This is a genomic window from Xanthomonas sp. LF06-19 (genome assembly GCF_034105425.1).
Lineage (GTDB): Bacteria > Pseudomonadota > Gammaproteobacteria > Xanthomonadales > Xanthomonadaceae > Xanthomonas_A > Xanthomonas_A sontii.
The window spans coordinates 371,788-387,018 of the sequence record NZ_JAXGGH010000004.1; the positions used below are offsets into that span (position 1 = coordinate 371,788).

Here is a 15,231-nt window from a genome sequence, read left to right on the forward strand (position 1 = left end):
ACCTCCATGCGTTCCTGGATCCCGCTCTGGTTGCACCGGCTCGGCGCGCCGCCGACCTTCTACCGCGTGGCCGGCGCGGTGCGCCCGTGGAGTCTGGCCGCGGCCGTGCTGCTCGGCGCCGTGGCGGGTTACGGAGGGCTGGTGCTGGCGCCGCCGGATTACCAGCAGCATGACGCCTACCGCATCATGTTCGTGCACGTGCCGTGCGCGTGGATGAGCCTGTTCGTCTACGCCGCGATGGGCCTGGCCGGCCTGGTCGCGCTGGTGTGGCGGGTGAAACTGGCGGAAATCGCCTGCATGGCCTCGGCGCCGATCGGCGCGGCCTTCACCTTCGTCACCCTGTGCACCGGCTCGCTGTGGGGCCGGCCGATGTGGGGCACCTGGTGGACCTGGGACGCGCGGCTGACCTCGGAACTGGTGCTGCTGTTCCTGTATCTGGGCGTGATCGGCCTGCACCGTGCCATCGACGATCCGCGCCAGGGCGCGCGCGCCGCCGCGCTGCTGGCGCTGGTCGGACTGATCAACCTGCCGATCGTGCATTACTCGGTGGTGTGGTGGAACACCCTGCACCAGGGCTCCACGGTGCGCGTGCTGGGCCCGTCGAAGATGCCGCTGTCGATGCTGTGGCCGCTGCTGATCGGCGTGGTCGCCAGCAAGTGCTACTACGTCGCCAGCCTGTGCGGGCGCATGCGCAGCGACCTGCTGGCGCTGGAGCGCGGCAAGGCCTGGGTGCGTGCGATCGCGCTGCAGGCCGCGCCGGTGCCGGCGACGCCCGCCGATGCCGTGCCGCTGCCCGCGGAACACGCGGCATGAGCGGGTTCTGGGCGATGGGCGGCTACGCCGTCTACGTGTGGAGCGCGTACGCACTGGCCTTGCTGGTGCTGATTCTGAACAGCGTGCTGCCGCGCCGCCGCCAGCGCCGCCTGCTCGCCGACATCCGTGCGCAAGTGGCGCGCGAACAGGCACGCCGTGCCCGCGGCAACGTTGCGACCAACGGAGCGCGCAATGCATCCCACCCGTAAGCGCCGCCTGCTGCTGGTGCTGCTGTTGCTCGGCGCCGCGGCGCTGGCCACCGGCCTGTTCGTGCTGGCCCTGCAGCACAACGTCAGCTACCTGTTCACGCCCAGCCAGGTGCAGGCCGGCGCGGCCCGGGACTACCGGGTGTTTCGGCTCGGCGGCATGGTCAAGGCCGGCTCGATCACACGCAGCGCCGATGCGCTGCAGGTGCAGTTCACCGTGATCGACAAGGCCGGCGCTACCGCGGTCGCCTACACCGGCATCCTGCCCGACCTGTTCCGCGACAACCAGGCGGTGATCGCCACTGGCTCGATGCAGGGCGCGCGCTTCGTGGCCACCGAAGTGCTGGCCAAGCACGACGAGACCTATATGCCGCAGGAACTGAAGGACGCGATGGCGCAGGCGCATGCCGGGCGCGCCCACGTCGGCAACACCGCGGCGGCCGCTGCAGCGACGGCACGGCCATGAGGCCGATCGCGCCCCACCGCGCCGGGAACGACGCGCGATGAGCGCCGAACTTGGCCAGTGCGCGCTGATCCTGGCCCTGCTGCTGGCATTGGTGCAGGCCGTATTGCCGCTGCTCGGCGCCTGGCGCGGCCAGCGCGCCTGGATGGCGGTGGCGCGGCCGGCCGCCTACGCCCAGGCCGGCTTCGCCTGGCTGGCCTTCGGCCTGCTCGGCTACGTGTTGCTGCAGTTGGATTTCTCGGTGCGCTACGTCGCCGCCAACGCCAACCTGGCGCAGCCCTGGTACTACCGGCTGGCCGCGGTGTGGGGCGCGCACGAAGGCTCGCTGCTGCTGTGGATCGCCATCCTCAACCTGTGGACGGTGGCGCTGGCGCGCAGCGGCCGGCACTTGCCGGAGGCGTTCGCCGCGCGCGTACTCGGCGTGCTCGGGCTGATCTCCAGCGGCTTCCTGGCCTTCGTCCTGTTCACCTCCAATCCCTTCGTGCGGCTCTCACCGATGCCGCGCGACGGCAGCGAGCTCAATCCGGTGCTGCAGGACCCGGGCATGGTGCTGCATCCGCCGGTGCTGTACACCGGCTATGTCGGCTTCTCGGTGGCCTTCGCCTTCGCCATCGCCGCCCTGCTCGGCGGCGAACAGCAGCAGGCCTGGGTGCGCTGGGCGCGGCCGTGGACCAATGTCGCCTGGGGCTTCCTCAGCGCCGGCATCGTCGCCGGCAGCTGGTGGGCCTATGCCGAGCTGGGCTGGGGCGGCTGGTGGTTCTGGGACCCGGTGGAGAACGCCAGCTTCATGCCGTGGCTGGTCGGCGCCGCGCTGATCCACACCCAGGCGGTCACCGAGAAGCGCGGCGCGCTCGGCGCCTGGACCCTGCTGCTGTCGATCCTGGCGTTCTCGCTGTCGTTGCTGGGCACCTTCCTGGTGCGCTCGGGCGTGCTGACCTCGGTACACGCCTTCGCCGCCGACCCGCGGCGCGGCCTGTACATCCTCGGCTTCCTGGTGCTGGTGGTCGGCGGCTCGTTGCTGCTGTACGCACTGCGCGCGCCGCGCCTGGCCGCGGGCAAGCCGTTCGCCGCGCTGTCGCGGGAGACCGCGATCCTGGTCGGCAACCTGATGCTCAGCGTGGCCGCGGCGATGGTGCTGCTGGGCACGCTGTTCCCGCTGCTCGGCGATGCGCTGCGGCTGGGCAAGATCTCGGTCGGGCCGCCCTACTTCGGCCTGGTGTTCCCGCTGCTGATGCTGCCGGTGGTGCTGCTGTTGCCGTTCGGTCCCTACCTGCGCTGGGGCCGCACCGAACCCGGCGCACTGCGCGCGGTGGCCGCGCGCGCCGGGCTGGCCGCACTGGCCTGCGCGCTGCTGGCGTGGCTACTGAGCGCAGGCACGCTGCGCGCGGTGGCCGGCGTCGCCGCCGCGGCCTGGGTCGGCGTCGGCACCGCGCTGTATGCGCTGACCCGCTGGCGCAGCGCGCCGCGTGGCCGCCGCTTCCCCGCCGAACTGGCCGGCATGCTGCTCGCGCATGCCGGGGTCGCGGTGTTCGTGGCCGGCGTGCTGCTGTCGGACAGCCTGTCGGTGGAACGCGATGTGCGCCTGGATCCCGGCCAGAGCGCGCAAATTGGAGCGCATGCATTCCGCTTCGATGGCGTGCGCCTGGTCGATGGCCCCAACTGGAAGGCCGAGCAAGGCACGGTGAGCGTGCTGCGCGACGGCGCCGTGGTGGCGGTGCTGCATCCGCAGAAGCGTCTGTACAGCAGCGAGCGGATCCAGACCGAGGCGGCGATCGACGCCGGCGTGCTGCGCGACCTGTATGTCGCGCTCGGCGAGCCGGTCGACGACCAGCACATCGAATACGGCTGGACCCTGCGCCTGTACGACAAGCCCTTCATCCGCTGGATCTGGGCCGGCGGCCTGCTGATGATGCTCGGCGGCTTCGTCAGCGCCGGCGCGCGCCGCTTGCGTGCGCAGCCGGCTGCGGCGAGCGCCGCCGCGCCGGCCGCGCTTGCGGGAGCCGTACCATGAGCCGGCTGCTGCCGCTGGCCGCGTTCGTGCTGCTGGCCGCGCTATTCGGATTCGGCCTGTGGTGGAGCCGCAGCCACGACCCGCGCGAGGTGCCCTCGCCGCTGCTGGGCAAGCCGGTGCCGGCGTTCGCGCTGCCGCGCCTGGACCGCCAGGACCTGCGCAGCGGCAGCCAGGCGCTGCGCGGCCGCCCGTATCTGCTCAACGTGTTCGGCAGCTGGTGCATGGCCTGCAGCGAGGAGCATCCGCTGCTGATGGCGCAGGCGCGGCAACTGGGCGTGACCCTGGTCGGCTATGCGTACCGCGACGATCCGCAGGACACCGCCGCCTGGCTGGCGCAGCGCGGCAATCCGTATGCGCTGGTGCTGGTGGACACCGGCGGCCAGCGCGCCATCGACCTGGGCGTGTACGGCGCTCCGGAAACCTTCCTGATCGATGCCGACGGCGTGGTCCGCTACAAGCACGTCGGCGTACTGACGCCGCAGGTGCTGGCCGACGAACTGCGTCCGGCGATTGCCGCGCTCGACGGAGCACGTCGATGAGCGTGCTGGTCGCACGGACGCGCAGGCGCACGCCGTGGTGGCGGCTGTTGGTGCTGCTGTGGCTATTGGGCGGTGCAGTGCCGGCCTTCGCCCAGGCAGTGGACCCACTCCCGTTCAAGGACCGCGCGCAGGAACAGCGCTTCCAGCACCTGACCGCGCAGTTGCGCTGCCTGGTGTGCCAGAACGAGAACCTGGCCGACTCCGACGCGACCCTGGCGCGCGACCTGCGCCACCAGGTGTTCGCGCAACTGCAGGGCGGGCGCAGCGATGCGCAGATCAAGCAATACATGGTCGATCGCTACTCGGCCTTCGTGCTGTACGACCCGCCGCTGGCGCCGGGCACCTGGCTGCTGTGGTTCGGGCCGGCACTGTTGCTGCTGGGCGGCGCCGCGATGGTGCTGGCGACGCTGCGGCAACGCCGCCGCGCCCTTGGCGCCGTTACGGCGGGAGTGGAAGCGGAGGACGCCTGGTGACGCCCGGCTTTCTGCTCGCCGCCGCCGCGATGCTGGGCATCGCCCTGTTCGCGGTGTTGCGCCCGTTGCTCGTCCAGCGTTCCGGCGCAGGTCGGCAACGCGGCGTCGCGCTGCTGCTTGCGCTGCTGCTGCCGTTGCTGGGCGCCGGCCTGTACTGGCGCATCGGCACACCCGCGGCCCTGGCCGGCGTCCCACTGCAACCGCTGCCGCCGCCCGCGCCGGACCAGACCGCGCAACTGCTGCAAGGCTGGCTGCAGCAGGCCTGGGATGCGCAACAGGCGCAGCACCCACACGAAGCGCAGCAGGCCTATGCGCAGGCGCTGCGGATCGCCCCGGACAACGTCGAGGCCCTGCTCGGCTGGGCCGAGACCGACATGGCGCAACGCACCGATCTCACGGTGGGCAGCGCCGCACGCGCCATGCTCGACCGGGTGCTGGCGCAGCAGCCGGACAACCAGCGGGCGCTGTGGATGCACGGCATCGCCGCCTTCCAGCAGCAGCGCTATGCCGATGCGGCCGGCGACTGGCGCCACTTGTCGACCCTGCTGCCCGCCGCATCGCCACTGCGCGAGGCAGTGACGCAGAAGATCGCCGCCGCCGAAGCGATGGTCGCAAAAACAGGCGCAGCGGCCGCCACGCCACACTGATGCGAGCACCAGATCGCACCTGCGCTCCGCTGTCCACTCACAGCGCGGACGCGATCTTCTCCTTCAGCATGTCCGCATTGAAAGGCTTGACGATGTAGCCGCTGACACCGGCTTCGCGGATCTCGATCACCTTGTCGCTGCGCCCCTCGGTGACCGTCATCAGGAACGGCGTGCTTTTCAGCTTCGCGTCGCTGCGAACCGCCCGCAGCAGCTCCAGCCCGGTCATCGGCGCCATGTTCCAGTCGGAAATGACCAGGCCGATCTTCTCCGCCCGCATCGCGGCCAGCGCCGCCTCGCCGTCGGCTGCTTCGACGATGTCGTCATAGCCGAGTTGGCCCAACAGCATGCGGATGACGCGCCGCATCGTGCGGTAGTCGTCGACGACCAGAATCTTCATGACGTCCCCAGGCAGTCCGATGGCAGGACCGATGGTGGAGGAGTCCTGCCTCCGATGCCACCGACCAAGCCGGGTACCTGGTTTGAGAGGCCGGGACAACGCGAAAAAACGGGATGAAACGTCACGAAACCTAGTGATGGCGCGGCTTTCGGCGCCACGCGGCCGCCGACGCTGAGCTGCGGCTTAGGCTTGCGAAATCGGCGCCAGACTGGCGAGAGAGACACTTGAAATGAAAAACGCCGCCCCCGAGGGAGCGGCGTTCTATGGGCGTTTGAAGGCCCTACCAGGTGTAAATGTCTGAACTGACAGGGTGCATGTCAGGGTAAAATTTCAGCAAAGAAAAACGGGCCTTTTAGGCCCGTTTTTTTTGGTCGCAGATGTCGAAGATACGCTTAACTCATGCCCCTTCGGAGCCGCAGGCTTTCCTAGCGTACTTGTAGTCGACCAACACCCAAGTGCCTCCGTTCGAGCCAGAAACGAACTTGTAGCTCCACGACTGGGAGACGCCACCAGTGCAGTTCGAGACGGAATATGTGTCTCCGGGCTGTCCGGGCGGTAGCGGGCCCGGCGGGGCATCCCCAGGCGACTGCGGGCGTACACGACCGTCCGTTGTACGGGTATATGTGACGGTAACGTCCTGTAGCTTATCGAACTCCCCGATCAGATGCCCGTTTACATACTGAGCATGCTGCCGAAGCCAAGCCACAACCGCCTGCTGCTCAGGAGACTTGTCGGCATATGTTGCCGTGGTCGTGATGATGAATGGCGACGAGGGGGCAGCGCCGGCGAAAAGGGGGGCAACGAGAAACTGAGCCGCGAATACAACTTTCAGCAGGTTCTTCGCGAGGTTCATGGTGATCTTCCATGGCGGATAGGCGCTTACATCAAAACGCTATTCCCATCCCTAACCAGCCACAAGACCTGGTGACATTTGTCTACCAGATAAGCCATTCAGCTAGACCAAAGCGAGGTCTCTCAGCCCTGGAGATCGACGGCGATAGCATTGGCCCATGCTTCCGGACGACTTCCAGTGGGACCCGGAAAATCAGTGGCGCCAGCACTGGCTGAGGTGTGGCCGGGTGATCGTCGCTGGTATGAGCACGACTGCATTTGGTGGGATATGGATTGGCAGCGTGTCAATCGGCACGAGGAGCGCGCAGCACACTACGCCTACTTCGGAAAGCGGGAGGTGGCCCCGCATATGGCCGAGCGATGGGCGTACGCATGCGCGGTCCGAATACGCCATGAGATCCTGACGGACAGCCGCCGACTGGCCGCCTGAGAGGCCGGCCAGTCGGGAAGAAGCGGATGCAGCGCCGGCTAAGGGGATAGGCTCCCAGCCCGCCAGGGCTGCACGGCCCGTTTTACTAGTCGGAGGCTTCTCATTGATGGGCCTTCAAAGGGACTTCAAACTGGCCTGTAGGACTTTGCAGACCATGTGTCCCGGCTTCGCAAAATATATGTCCGCTTACACCGGGGCAACCTGCAGACTCCGCAGTGCCGATCCACCTGCACATTGCGCCGAAAATAAGAATGCGTATCATTAACGAACTGACCGCCTCGCTGCCATCCCGCTCCGCCTAGCCCTGTCGCCAAGCCGGTGCCTCTCCCGACGGGCCCCCATGCATCCAGTTCCGCCAGCGCCGCCGCGCCTCTCCACGCCGCCCACCGCCGCCTCGCGCGGGCTGCCGCCCTGGCTGGGCGTGCTGGCGCGGACCCTGGCCGCGATCGTCGGCGGCTATGCGCTGGCCGCGGCCACGTCCGTGCTGCTGCCATTGCTCTGGCCATCGGTGCGTGCGCAGGCGGTGTTGAGCGGCATGATGCTGGGCATCCTGGTCTGCGCCTGCACCGCGCTGTGGGCGTTCGCCGCGCGCAGCGCCGGGCGCGCCTGGCTGGGCATCGCCGCGCTGCTGGCGCCGATGGCGCTGGCCATCGCCTGGCTGCAGCAGCACGCGCCATGAAGCAGGGATTCCGCCAATCGATGGCCTGGCTGCACACCTGGAGCGGCCTGCTGGTGTCGTGGGTGCTGCTGCTGATCTTCATGGCCGGCACCGCCAGCTATTTCCGCAACGAGATCAGCCAGTGGATGCGCCCGGAACTGCCGCGTGCGCAGCCGAGTACCGACGTGGTGGCCGCACGCGCGGTGGCGCTGCTGCAGCGCGAGGCGCCGCAGTCGCCGCAGTGGTTCGTGTCGCTGGCCAACCCGCGCGCGCCGTTCACCGACCTGTTCTGGCGCAATCCGCCGCCGGCCGACGGCAGCCGCCCGAGCCGCAAGGAACTGTTCGGCAACGCACTGCTCGACCCGGTTAGCGGCGAGGCCAGCGAGACCCGCGAGACCCGCGGCGGCGACTTCTTCTACCGCCTGCACTTCGACCTGCACTACATCCCGGCGCTGTGGGCGCGCTACATCGTCGGCTTCTGCGCGATGTTCATGCTGGTGGCGATCATCAGCGGCGTGATCACCCACAAGAAGATCTTCAAGGACTTCTTCACCTTCCGCCCGGCCAAGGGCCAGCGCTCGTGGCTGGACTTCCACAATGCCAGCGCGGTGCTCGCCCTGCCCTACCACGCGATGATCACCTACACCGGGCTGGTCACGCTGATGCTGATGTACCTGCCCTGGGGCATCCAGACCGCCTATCCGGACGCCGAGCAGGCGTTCTACGCCGAGGCCTTCCAGGAACCGCAGAACCTGCGCGAGGCCAGCGGCACGCCGGGGCACATGCTGCCGATCGCGCAACTGCTGGACGTGGCCCGCCGCGAATGGGGCGCGCAGGCGCCGATCGCCGGCTTCTCCGTGTACAACGCCGGCGACGCCGCTGCGGCCATCCAGATCCGCCAGGGCGACGGCCAGCGCCTGGGCTACAGCACACCGTCGCTGCTGCTGGACGCGGCAAGCGGGCAGATCCTCGGCCGCAGCGGCGAACTCGGCGCCGCCGCGGAAACCCGCAGCACCCTGTACGGCCTGCACCTGGCGCACTTCGCCGGTCCCTGGCTGCGCTGGCTGTTCTTCGGCTGCGGCCTGCTCGGCTGCCTGATGGTGGCCAGCGGCGCGATCCTGTGGGCGGTCAAGGAACGGCCCAAGCACGCCAAGGCCGGCCGCATCGGCCTGGGCCTGCGCCTGGTCGATGCGCTCAACATCGGCACCGTGGCCGGGCTGCCGATCGCCTTCGCCGCCTATTTCTGGGGCAACCGGCTGCTGCCGCTGCACCTGGAATCGCGCCCGGAAAGCGAAGCGGCGGTGTTCTTCCTGGCCTGGGCCGCGGCCCTGGTCGCCGCGCAGGTGTGGCCGAAGCGCGCGATGTGGGCCTGGCAACTGTACGCGGGCGCGGCACTGTTCGGCCTGCTGCCGCTGCTCAACGCCGTCACCACCGATGCGCACCTGGGGGTGAGCTTGCTGGCCGGCGACTGGGCGCTGGCCGGATTCGACCTGGTCTGCCTGTTCCTCGGTATCGCGCTGGCGCTGGCCGCGCGGCGCATGCAGCGCTGGCAACCGCCGCTGTCGGCGGCCGAACGCCGCGCCCGCGACCGCGGCGGATCCGGCAAGCCGGTCCTGGCCACGGAGGGCGCATGACCGTCCTCGGCCTGTGCCTGGCCTTCTCCGGCTTCGTTGCGCTGTGCCTGGGCATGGAGAAGCACCAGCTCGACCTGTACGGCGCACGCCGCGCCGCCGCGCCGCGGATGCGGCAACTGCAGGCCGCCGGCTGGCTGCTGCTGGGCACGGCGTTCGCCTGCTGCGTGGCCGCGCGCGGCTGGGGCATCGGCCCGGTGCTGTGGGTGGGCTCGCTCAGCGCCAGCGCGGCGCTGCTGACGCTGGGCCTGCTGCCGTACCGGCCGCGGCTGATCGTGCCGCTGGCGTTGCTGGCGCCGCCGCTGGGCGTGGGCGCCGCGTTGTTGGGATAAGCGCACGCCCGGCTGTTCAGCGGTCGGCGGTCACCGTCGGTGCCCGCAGTTCGGCCGCGGTGCGCGCGCCGGCGAACACCAGCACCAGCCCCGCCGCCAGGGTGATCGCGAGGTACAGCGGCACCATGCCGAGGCGGCCGTTACGCACGAACACCATGCTTTCCATCATCAGCGAGGAGAACGTGGTCAGCCCGCCGACCAGGCCGACGATCAGCAGCGCCCGCCAGTACGGTGCGCTGGCGCCGCGGCCCTCGATCCACACCAGCAGGAAGCCGCCGACGAAGGCGCCGGCCAGGTTCACCGCCAGCGTGCCCCACGGGAAGCCGGCGCCGTAGCGCTGCAGCAGCGCACTGCCCACCGCGAAACGCAGACCGGAGCCGACCGCACCGCCGGCCATCGCCAGCAGCAATTGCTGCCACCACAGGGTCAGGTTCATGCGCGCCTCCGCGAAACGAACGCGGGAGCGGCAGCACAAAAACGAAAAGGAACGGGCATCGGATTCTCCACAAGGACGATGCCGGGGCGCACGCCTGCCACCCCGGCGGGGGTTGGGCAGGCATCATCAGCGCGCAATGCTGCGGGCGGTTCGAGGAGGAATGCCATCTCCTGTACGCCGATTATGAAGCCGATCGCCCGGCCTTGTCAGCCCGCGCCTGCTCGCGCGCGGCGCGCAGGCGATCCAGCTTGTCCTTGAGCTTGATCTCCAGGCCGCGTTCCACCGGCCGGTAGTAGACGCGCTCGCCCATCGCATCGGGAAAGCCGGTCTGGTCCAGGGCGATGCCGCCCTCGGCATCGTGGTCGTACTGGTAGTCGGCGCCATAACCCAGGGTCTTCATCAGCTTGGTCGGCGCGTTGCGCAGATGCAGCGGCACTTCCTGGGTGCCGGTCTCGCGCACCTCGGCCTTGGCCTGGTTGAACGCGGCATAGCCGGCGTTGGACTTGGCGGTGCTGGCCAGGTACAGCACCAGTTGCGCGAACGCCAGTTCGCCTTCGGGGCTGCCCAGGCGCTCGTAGATGTCCCAGGCTTCCAGCGCCATCGACTGCGCGCGCGGATCGGCCAGGCCGATGTCCTCGATCGCCATGCGGGTCAGCCGCCGTGCCAGGTAGGACGGGTCGCAGCCGCCATCGAGCATGCGCGTGAGCCAGTACAGCGCCGCATCCGGATTGGAGCTGCGTACCGACTTGTGCAACGCCGAGATCTGGTCGTAGAACTGCTCGCCGCCCTTGTCGAAGCGGCGGGTGCGGTCGGCCAGCACCTGCTGCAGGGTCTGCGCAGTGATCTCCCCGCCCTCGTCCTGGGCCAGTTCGGCGGCGATTTCCAACAGGGTCAGCGCGCGCCGCACGTCGCCATCGGCGGCGCCGGCGATCTCCAGCAGCGCCGCATCGGAGACCCGCAACGGCTCGGCGCCGAGCCCACGCTCTGGATCGTGCAGCGCCCGCTGCAGCGCCTCGGCGATGTCCTGCGGCGACACCGCCTCCAGCACGTGCACGCGGCAGCGCGACAGCAGCGCCGAATTCAGCTCGAACGAGGGATTCTCGGTGGTGGCGCCGACGAACAGGATGGTGCCGCGTTCGATATGCGGCAGGAACGCGTCCTGCTGCGCCTTGTTGAAGCGATGCACCTCGTCGACGAACAGCACCGTGCGGCGCCCGTCGGCGAAACGCTGCGCGGCCTCGGCCAGCACCCCCCGCACCTCCGGCAGGCCGGACAGCACCGCCGAGATCGCCTTGAACTCGGCCTCGGCGTACTGCGCCAGCAGCAGCGCCAGGGTGGTCTTGCCGCAGCCCGGCGGCCCCCACAGGATCATCGAATGCACCCGGCCGGACGCGACCGCACGGCGCAGCGCACTGGTCGGCGCCAGCAGGCGCTTCTGCCCGACCATCTCGTCGAGCGTGCGCGGACGCATGCGCTCGGCCAGCGGGCGCATGGCCTCGCGGTCGACGCTCAACAGGTCGGGGGTATCGGAAGCGAAGGGTCTGCGTTTGGCCATCTGCCCATTCTATCGCCGCGGCCCGTATACGCCGTGCCGCAATCCTGCGTGGCACGGACGCCAGCGCTAGAATCGCGGCGCCTCCCTGCCCGGCCGATCCCGCCATGAGCCACCACGACACCCTGGACGCGTTCACCCATCAGCACGACTTCCTCGGCACCCGCCACGAGCGCAATGCGCGCCGGACCTGGTCGGTGGTGGCGCTGACCGCCGCGATGATGTTCGTGGAGATCGTCGCTGGCTGGTGGACCGGCTCGATGGCGCTGCTGGCCGATGGCCTGCACATGGCCACCCATGCCGGCGCGCTGTCGCTGGCCGGCTTCGCCTACTGGTTCGCGCGCCGGCACCGGCACAACCCGCGCTTCACCTTCGGCACCGGCAAGGTCGGCGACCTGGCGGGCTTCTCCAGCGCGCTCATCCTGGCGCTGATCGCCCTGGGCATCGGCGTGGAGTCGGCACTGCGCCTGGCGCAGCCGGTCCATATCGCCTACGACGAGGCGCTGTGGATCGCGGCGCTGGGCCTGCTGGTGAACCTGCTCAGCGCCTGGATGCTCGGCGCCGATCACCATCACGATCATGGGCATGGCCATGGCCATGGTCACGGGCACGGGCACGGGCATCATCACGACCACGCTCATGCCGCGCACCGGCATGGCAACCATGCGCACGCGCACCACGATGGGCACGACCACGACCACGATCACGCGCACGGTCACGGCCATCACCACCCGCACGATCACCACGGGCATGCGCACGCCCATGCCGCGCCTGCGCCGACGCACAGCCACGACCGCCACGCGCACGCCGATCACAACCTGCGCTCGGCCTACATGCACGTGCTGGCCGACGCGCTGACCTCGGTGATGGCGATCGTCGCCCTGTTGCTGGCCAAGTACCTGGGCTGGACCTGGACCGATGCGTTGATGGGCATCGTCGGCGCCATCGTCATCGCCCGCTGGTCGCTGGCGCTGCTGCGCGACACCGGCGCGGTGCTGCTCGACGCCTCGGCGCCGGCGGCGCTGCAGGCGCAGATCCGCGACCGCCTGCAGCAGGACGACGAGCGCATCGCCGACCTGCACGTGTGGCGGGTCGGCCCCGGCCAGCATGCGGCGATCGTGTCGCTGGTGACGCACAAGCCGCGGCCGGCGGCGTTCTACCACGCGCGCTTGCAGGGCGTGGCCACGCTGGGCCACGTCAGCATCGAAGTGCAGGCCTGCCCCAACTGAGCGGAAAGGCCGCCGCGCACCGACCCGGCGCGCGGCGGCGGGGCGGCTGGCTCAGCGGTCGCCGACCACGTCCACGTCCTTGTCCGGGACGTAGCGGAAGGTGCCGGCGGCGAAGGCCGGATTGCGCTTCCAGTCGCTGAAGCTGATGTCGGTGCGCTGGCCGACCGGGTCGACCACTTCCATACGCGCCAGGCCATTGCGGTCGAAGCCGAGCTTGGCCATCTGGAAGCTGGCCTCGGTGTCCACCTTCGGGGTCATGGTCAGCCATTGCAGCCCGTCGCGGGCCACCGCCTCCTCGCTGACGTCGTACTGGCGGTCGAGCCGGCCCGGGTCGATCAGCGCGGTCAGCGGGCTGTTCTGTTCCTCGCTGCCCTGCGCGCGCACCGTGGCCTGCTTCAGGTCCGGGTCGTAGACCCAGACCTTGCTGCCGTCGGCGACGATCAGCTGGGTATACGGCTTGCGGTACTCCCAGCGGAACAGGCGCGGCGCCGACAGCGCGACGCGGCCGCTGGAGCTTTCCTTCAGCGTGCCCTTGCCGTCGTAGACCTTCTGCGCGAACTGACCGTCCAGGCCCTTCAGCCCGCGGGTGAAGGCGGTGAGGTCCTCGCGGGCGCCGGCGAAGGCGGAGCCGGCCAGCAGCGCGGTGGCGAGGACGGTGTAGCGGAGTGTGCGAAGCATGCGGATGGGTTTCCGGATGAAGTGTGGGAAGTGTGACGCGCCGCGCCTGAATAGGCGATCAGAGGATGGCCGGCCGCACCAGGTCTACGGCCCGGTCTGCATCCGGCCGAGGTCGCCGTACAGGATCTGGCCGCGGAAGCCGCGCCGCACCTGCTGGTACAGCTCGCGGAAGGCGGCGTAGTCCTGCGGCTGGCACAGCGCCGCCGGCCCGTGGATCGCGCGGCGGTGCAGCGTATGCGTGGCGGTCACGGTCTGCCCGTCGCGCACCCAGGTCGCGGCGTACTCGCCGGCGGCGTTGCGGAAATGCGTGTCGGCCGGAATCGCGATGATCGGCACGCTGTCCGGGAAGGTGAGCCGGTAGGTTTCGCTGCGCGCGTTGTCGTTGCAGTAGAACGGGGTCAGGTTGCGCTCGGCCGAGGCGGTGCTGTAGACCCCGCGCACCGAATCGGCGCCGGGCATCAACGGCAGGCTCATGCCGCCAACCACGCCGAAGTCGACGTAGTCGTGGGCGCGGAAGCGGTAGGCGTAGCCGAACGGCCGGCTCAGGTCCTGCGGCGTGCCCTGCAGCAGCAACTCGCCGCTGCCGTCGAAGCCGGACGCGGCGACGATCGATTCCTCGATGCGGGTGCGGTTCTGCGCGTTGAGCTGCACGAACATCGTGCGCAGGCCGACCTCGCCGACGTCGCCGCTGTCCAGCCGGGTGATGCCGCTGACGCCGCCGTCGGCGTCGAAGCGGTAGTCGGTCTCGGCCAGGTAGCGGTTGCGCTTGGCGTCGTCCGGCGGCGTGCGCGCCACGGTGCCGTCGGCCGTGTGCAGCACCGGCGCGCCCAGATCGCCGGCAGGCAACTGGCCGAAACGCGCGTATGGGCTGGTCGAATCCACGTACAGCTTGAACTCGGGCAGATAGGTGATGGCGTGGTTGAAGCGGCCCAGCACCGGCACCTCCGGCAGGGTCGGCCCGCCCTGCGCGCCGATCAGCACCGGCGTACTGGCGATGCCCTTGGCCGCCAGCAGCGCTTCCAGCACCACGGTGTGGTCCTTGCAGTCGCCGTAGTGGTTGTCGAGGATGCTGTCGGCGCTGTTCGGCTGCAGCCCGCCGTTGCCCAGGTACACCGCCACGTAGCGGATGTTGCGCGCCACCCACTCGTACAGCGCCGCGGCCTGCGCGCGGCGATCGACGATGCCGGCGGTGATCTGCTCGGCGCGGGCGCGCACCTTGGGCGTGACCTGCGCGGCGGCGGCGCTGCTGTGCTGGTAGGCCTGGGCCATCTGCGACCAGCGGCGGAAGCTGCTGGCCATGATGGTCGGGCTGAACTCCCAGGTGGCCGCCGACCAGTTCTGGCTCTTCATCGGCTCGCGGCGGCTGTAGCGCCACTCCCAGCGGGCCTGTTCGCCGTCGATCGTCGGCGTATCGCTGCCCTGCACGCCGCGCGTGTACAGGTGCATCTGCAGGCGCCGCGGCGCCACCAGGGTCACCGTGGCGTCGTCGTACTGCGAGAACACGCTGAAGGTCTCCCACAGGCTGAAGTAGCCCGGGAAGTACGGCACGTTCTGAGTGCGCCGCACCCGGTACACCAGGCGCGCGCCGGGCATCAGGTTGGGGAACACCACCACCTTGACCTTGCGGTCGGCGTACATCGCCGCCGTCGCGCTGGAATAGCTCTCCTGGGTATAGATCTTGTCGGCCGGCACGTCGTGGCGCAGCCCGTCCGGGGTCAGCGTGTAGGCGGCCAGCACCTCCAGCATCTCCAGCTTCTCGCTGTAGCCCAGCCGCACTTGGCTGAACTGGTCGACGCCGGCCTTGGTCTTGAGCAGCAGCTCGTACTCGTCGGTCTCGACGCTGGTGGCGTCCTCGCGCACCTCGTAGTCGGCGCGGTAGCGCAC

Annotated in this window: 17 protein-coding genes and 1 riboswitch; of the genes, 11 read left to right on the forward strand and 6 right to left on the reverse strand. The window is 69.6% G+C overall.

Annotated elements, in window-relative coordinates:
* The first annotated feature begins 6 nt into the window (after nt 1-6).
* The 7 genes from SLW55_RS10910 to SLW55_RS10940 are packed head-to-tail and all read left to right on the forward strand — an operon-like array spanning nt 7 to nt 5,152.
* Nucleotides 7-813 (forward strand): heme ABC transporter permease, encoded by an 807-nt coding sequence (locus SLW55_RS10910; RefSeq protein WP_267099841.1) that lies wholly within the window; start codon nt 7-9, stop codon nt 811-813.
* Complete coding sequence (gene ccmD / locus SLW55_RS10915) at nt 810-1,022, forward strand: heme exporter protein CcmD (protein ID WP_267099842.1); 213 nt, start codon at nt 810-812, stop codon at nt 1,020-1,022. Before SLW55_RS10910 ends, ccmD begins: the two co-directional genes overlap by 4 nt.
* On the forward strand, nt 1,006-1,485 hold the full coding sequence (gene ccmE, locus SLW55_RS10920; protein WP_148828708.1) for a cytochrome c maturation protein CcmE: 480 nt from the start codon (nt 1,006-1,008) through the stop codon (nt 1,483-1,485). The genes ccmD and ccmE overlap by 17 nt, the downstream gene beginning before the upstream one ends.
* Before the next feature lie 37 nt (nt 1,486-1,522).
* A complete protein-coding gene (locus SLW55_RS10925) occupies nt 1,523-3,493 on the forward strand; it encodes a heme lyase CcmF/NrfE family subunit (protein ID WP_295964444.1) in 1,971 nt (656 codons plus the stop codon).
* The gene (locus SLW55_RS10930; RefSeq protein ID WP_267099844.1) at nt 3,490-4,032 is read left to right on the forward strand and encodes a DsbE family thiol:disulfide interchange protein; all 543 of its coding nucleotides are present in this window, start codon (nt 3,490-3,492) and stop codon (nt 4,030-4,032) included. Before SLW55_RS10925 ends, SLW55_RS10930 begins: the two co-directional genes overlap by 4 nt.
* Nucleotides 4,029-4,505, forward strand: coding sequence for a cytochrome c-type biogenesis protein (locus SLW55_RS10935; protein WP_267099845.1), 477 nt, complete (start codon nt 4,029-4,031; stop codon nt 4,503-4,505). The genes SLW55_RS10930 and SLW55_RS10935 overlap by 4 nt, the downstream gene beginning before the upstream one ends.
* A complete protein-coding gene (locus tag SLW55_RS10940; protein WP_148828704.1) occupies nt 4,502-5,152 on the forward strand; it encodes a tetratricopeptide repeat protein in 651 nt (216 codons plus the stop codon). The genes SLW55_RS10935 and SLW55_RS10940 overlap by 4 nt, the downstream gene beginning before the upstream one ends.
* Nucleotides 5,153-5,189: 37 nt before the next feature.
* On the opposite strand, the gene SLW55_RS10945 is transcribed toward SLW55_RS10940, so the two are convergent.
* On the reverse strand, nt 5,190-5,549 hold the full coding sequence (locus tag SLW55_RS10945; protein WP_150409093.1) for a response regulator: 360 nt from the start codon (nt 5,547-5,549) through the stop codon (nt 5,190-5,192).
* Nucleotides 5,550-5,946: 397 nt separating this feature from the next.
* Nucleotides 5,947-6,402 (reverse strand): hypothetical protein, encoded by a 456-nt coding sequence (locus tag SLW55_RS10950; RefSeq protein WP_267099846.1) that lies wholly within the window; start codon nt 6,400-6,402, stop codon nt 5,947-5,949.
* Nucleotides 6,403-7,171: 769 nt separating this feature from the next.
* Here SLW55_RS10950 and SLW55_RS10955 point away from each other — a divergent pair.
* The 3 genes from SLW55_RS10955 to SLW55_RS10965 are packed head-to-tail and all read left to right on the forward strand — an operon-like array spanning nt 7,172 to nt 9,452.
* Nucleotides 7,172-7,510, forward strand: a complete 339-nt coding sequence (locus SLW55_RS10955) for a DUF3649 domain-containing protein (RefSeq protein WP_267094086.1) — start codon at nt 7,172-7,174, stop codon at nt 7,508-7,510.
* On the forward strand, nt 7,507-9,123 hold the full coding sequence (locus tag SLW55_RS10960) for a PepSY-associated TM helix domain-containing protein (protein WP_295930242.1): 1,617 nt from the start codon (nt 7,507-7,509) through the stop codon (nt 9,121-9,123). The genes SLW55_RS10955 and SLW55_RS10960 overlap by 4 nt, the downstream gene beginning before the upstream one ends.
* Complete coding sequence (locus tag SLW55_RS10965; RefSeq protein WP_017915620.1) at nt 9,120-9,452, forward strand: DUF3325 domain-containing protein; 333 nt, start codon at nt 9,120-9,122, stop codon at nt 9,450-9,452. Before SLW55_RS10960 ends, SLW55_RS10965 begins: the two co-directional genes overlap by 4 nt.
* A gap of 16 nt (nt 9,453-9,468) precedes the next feature.
* On the opposite strand, the gene crcB is transcribed toward SLW55_RS10965, so the two are convergent.
* Together crcB and SLW55_RS10975 are read right to left on the reverse strand one after the other, a co-directional pair.
* Nucleotides 9,469-9,888, reverse strand: coding sequence for a fluoride efflux transporter CrcB (gene crcB / locus SLW55_RS10970; RefSeq protein WP_017909551.1), 420 nt, complete (start codon nt 9,886-9,888; stop codon nt 9,469-9,471).
* Between the two features lie 110 nt (nt 9,889-9,998).
* Nucleotides 9,999-10,068, reverse strand: a riboswitch (Fluoride riboswitch).
* A 1-nt stretch (nt 10,069) separates the two neighbouring features.
* Nucleotides 10,070-11,443, reverse strand: coding sequence for a replication-associated recombination protein A (locus tag SLW55_RS10975; RefSeq protein WP_150409089.1), 1,374 nt, complete (start codon nt 11,441-11,443; stop codon nt 10,070-10,072).
* Nucleotides 11,444-11,547: 104 nt separating this feature from the next.
* Between SLW55_RS10975 and dmeF the strand changes: the two genes are divergently transcribed.
* Entirely contained in the window at nt 11,548-12,669 is a 1,122-nt protein-coding gene (gene dmeF, locus SLW55_RS10980) for a CDF family Co(II)/Ni(II) efflux transporter DmeF (protein WP_295970391.1), read from the forward strand.
* A gap of 51 nt (nt 12,670-12,720) precedes the next feature.
* On the opposite strand, the gene lolA is transcribed toward dmeF, so the two are convergent.
* A complete protein-coding gene (gene lolA / locus SLW55_RS10985; RefSeq protein WP_017914052.1) occupies nt 12,721-13,347 on the reverse strand; it encodes an outer membrane lipoprotein chaperone LolA in 627 nt (208 codons plus the stop codon).
* 84 nt (nt 13,348-13,431) lie between these two features.
* Nucleotides 13,432-15,231 carry a DUF3857 domain-containing transglutaminase family protein gene (locus tag SLW55_RS10990; protein ID WP_320745129.1) on the reverse strand — a complete coding sequence of 600 codons (1,800 nt, stop codon included), beginning with the start codon at nt 15,229-15,231 and terminating at the stop codon, nt 13,432-13,434.

Coding starts and splice junctions, on each gene's coding strand:
- lolA (WP_017914052.1), bottom strand. CDS start 13,347: ATGCTTCGCACACTCCGCTACACCGTCCTCGCCACCGCGCTGCTGGCC.
- crcB (WP_017909551.1), bottom strand. CDS start 9,888: ATGAACCTGACCCTGTGGTGGCAGCAATTGCTGCTGGCGATGGCCGGC.
- SLW55_RS10975 (WP_150409089.1), bottom strand. CDS start 11,443: ATGGCCAAACGCAGACCCTTCGCTTCCGATACCCCCGACCTGTTGAGC.
- SLW55_RS10955 (WP_267094086.1), top strand. CDS start 7,172: ATGCATCCAGTTCCGCCAGCGCCGCCGCGCCTCTCCACGCCGCCCACC.
- SLW55_RS10965 (WP_017915620.1), top strand. CDS start 9,120: ATGACCGTCCTCGGCCTGTGCCTGGCCTTCTCCGGCTTCGTTGCGCTG.
- ccmD (WP_267099842.1), top strand. CDS start 810: ATGAGCGGGTTCTGGGCGATGGGCGGCTACGCCGTCTACGTGTGGAGC.
- SLW55_RS10925 (WP_295964444.1), top strand. CDS start 1,523: ATGAGCGCCGAACTTGGCCAGTGCGCGCTGATCCTGGCCCTGCTGCTG.
- SLW55_RS10935 (WP_267099845.1), top strand. CDS start 4,029: ATGAGCGTGCTGGTCGCACGGACGCGCAGGCGCACGCCGTGGTGGCGG.
- ccmE (WP_148828708.1), top strand. CDS start 1,006: ATGCATCCCACCCGTAAGCGCCGCCTGCTGCTGGTGCTGCTGTTGCTC.
- SLW55_RS10945 (WP_150409093.1), bottom strand. CDS start 5,549: ATGAAGATTCTGGTCGTCGACGACTACCGCACGATGCGGCGCGTCATC.
- SLW55_RS10910 (WP_267099841.1), top strand. CDS start 7: ATGCGTTCCTGGATCCCGCTCTGGTTGCACCGGCTCGGCGCGCCGCCG.
- SLW55_RS10960 (WP_295930242.1), top strand. CDS start 7,507: ATGAAGCAGGGATTCCGCCAATCGATGGCCTGGCTGCACACCTGGAGC.
- dmeF (WP_295970391.1), top strand. CDS start 11,548: ATGAGCCACCACGACACCCTGGACGCGTTCACCCATCAGCACGACTTC.
- SLW55_RS10930 (WP_267099844.1), top strand. CDS start 3,490: ATGAGCCGGCTGCTGCCGCTGGCCGCGTTCGTGCTGCTGGCCGCGCTA.
- SLW55_RS10950 (WP_267099846.1), bottom strand. CDS start 6,402: ATGAACCTCGCGAAGAACCTGCTGAAAGTTGTATTCGCGGCTCAGTTT.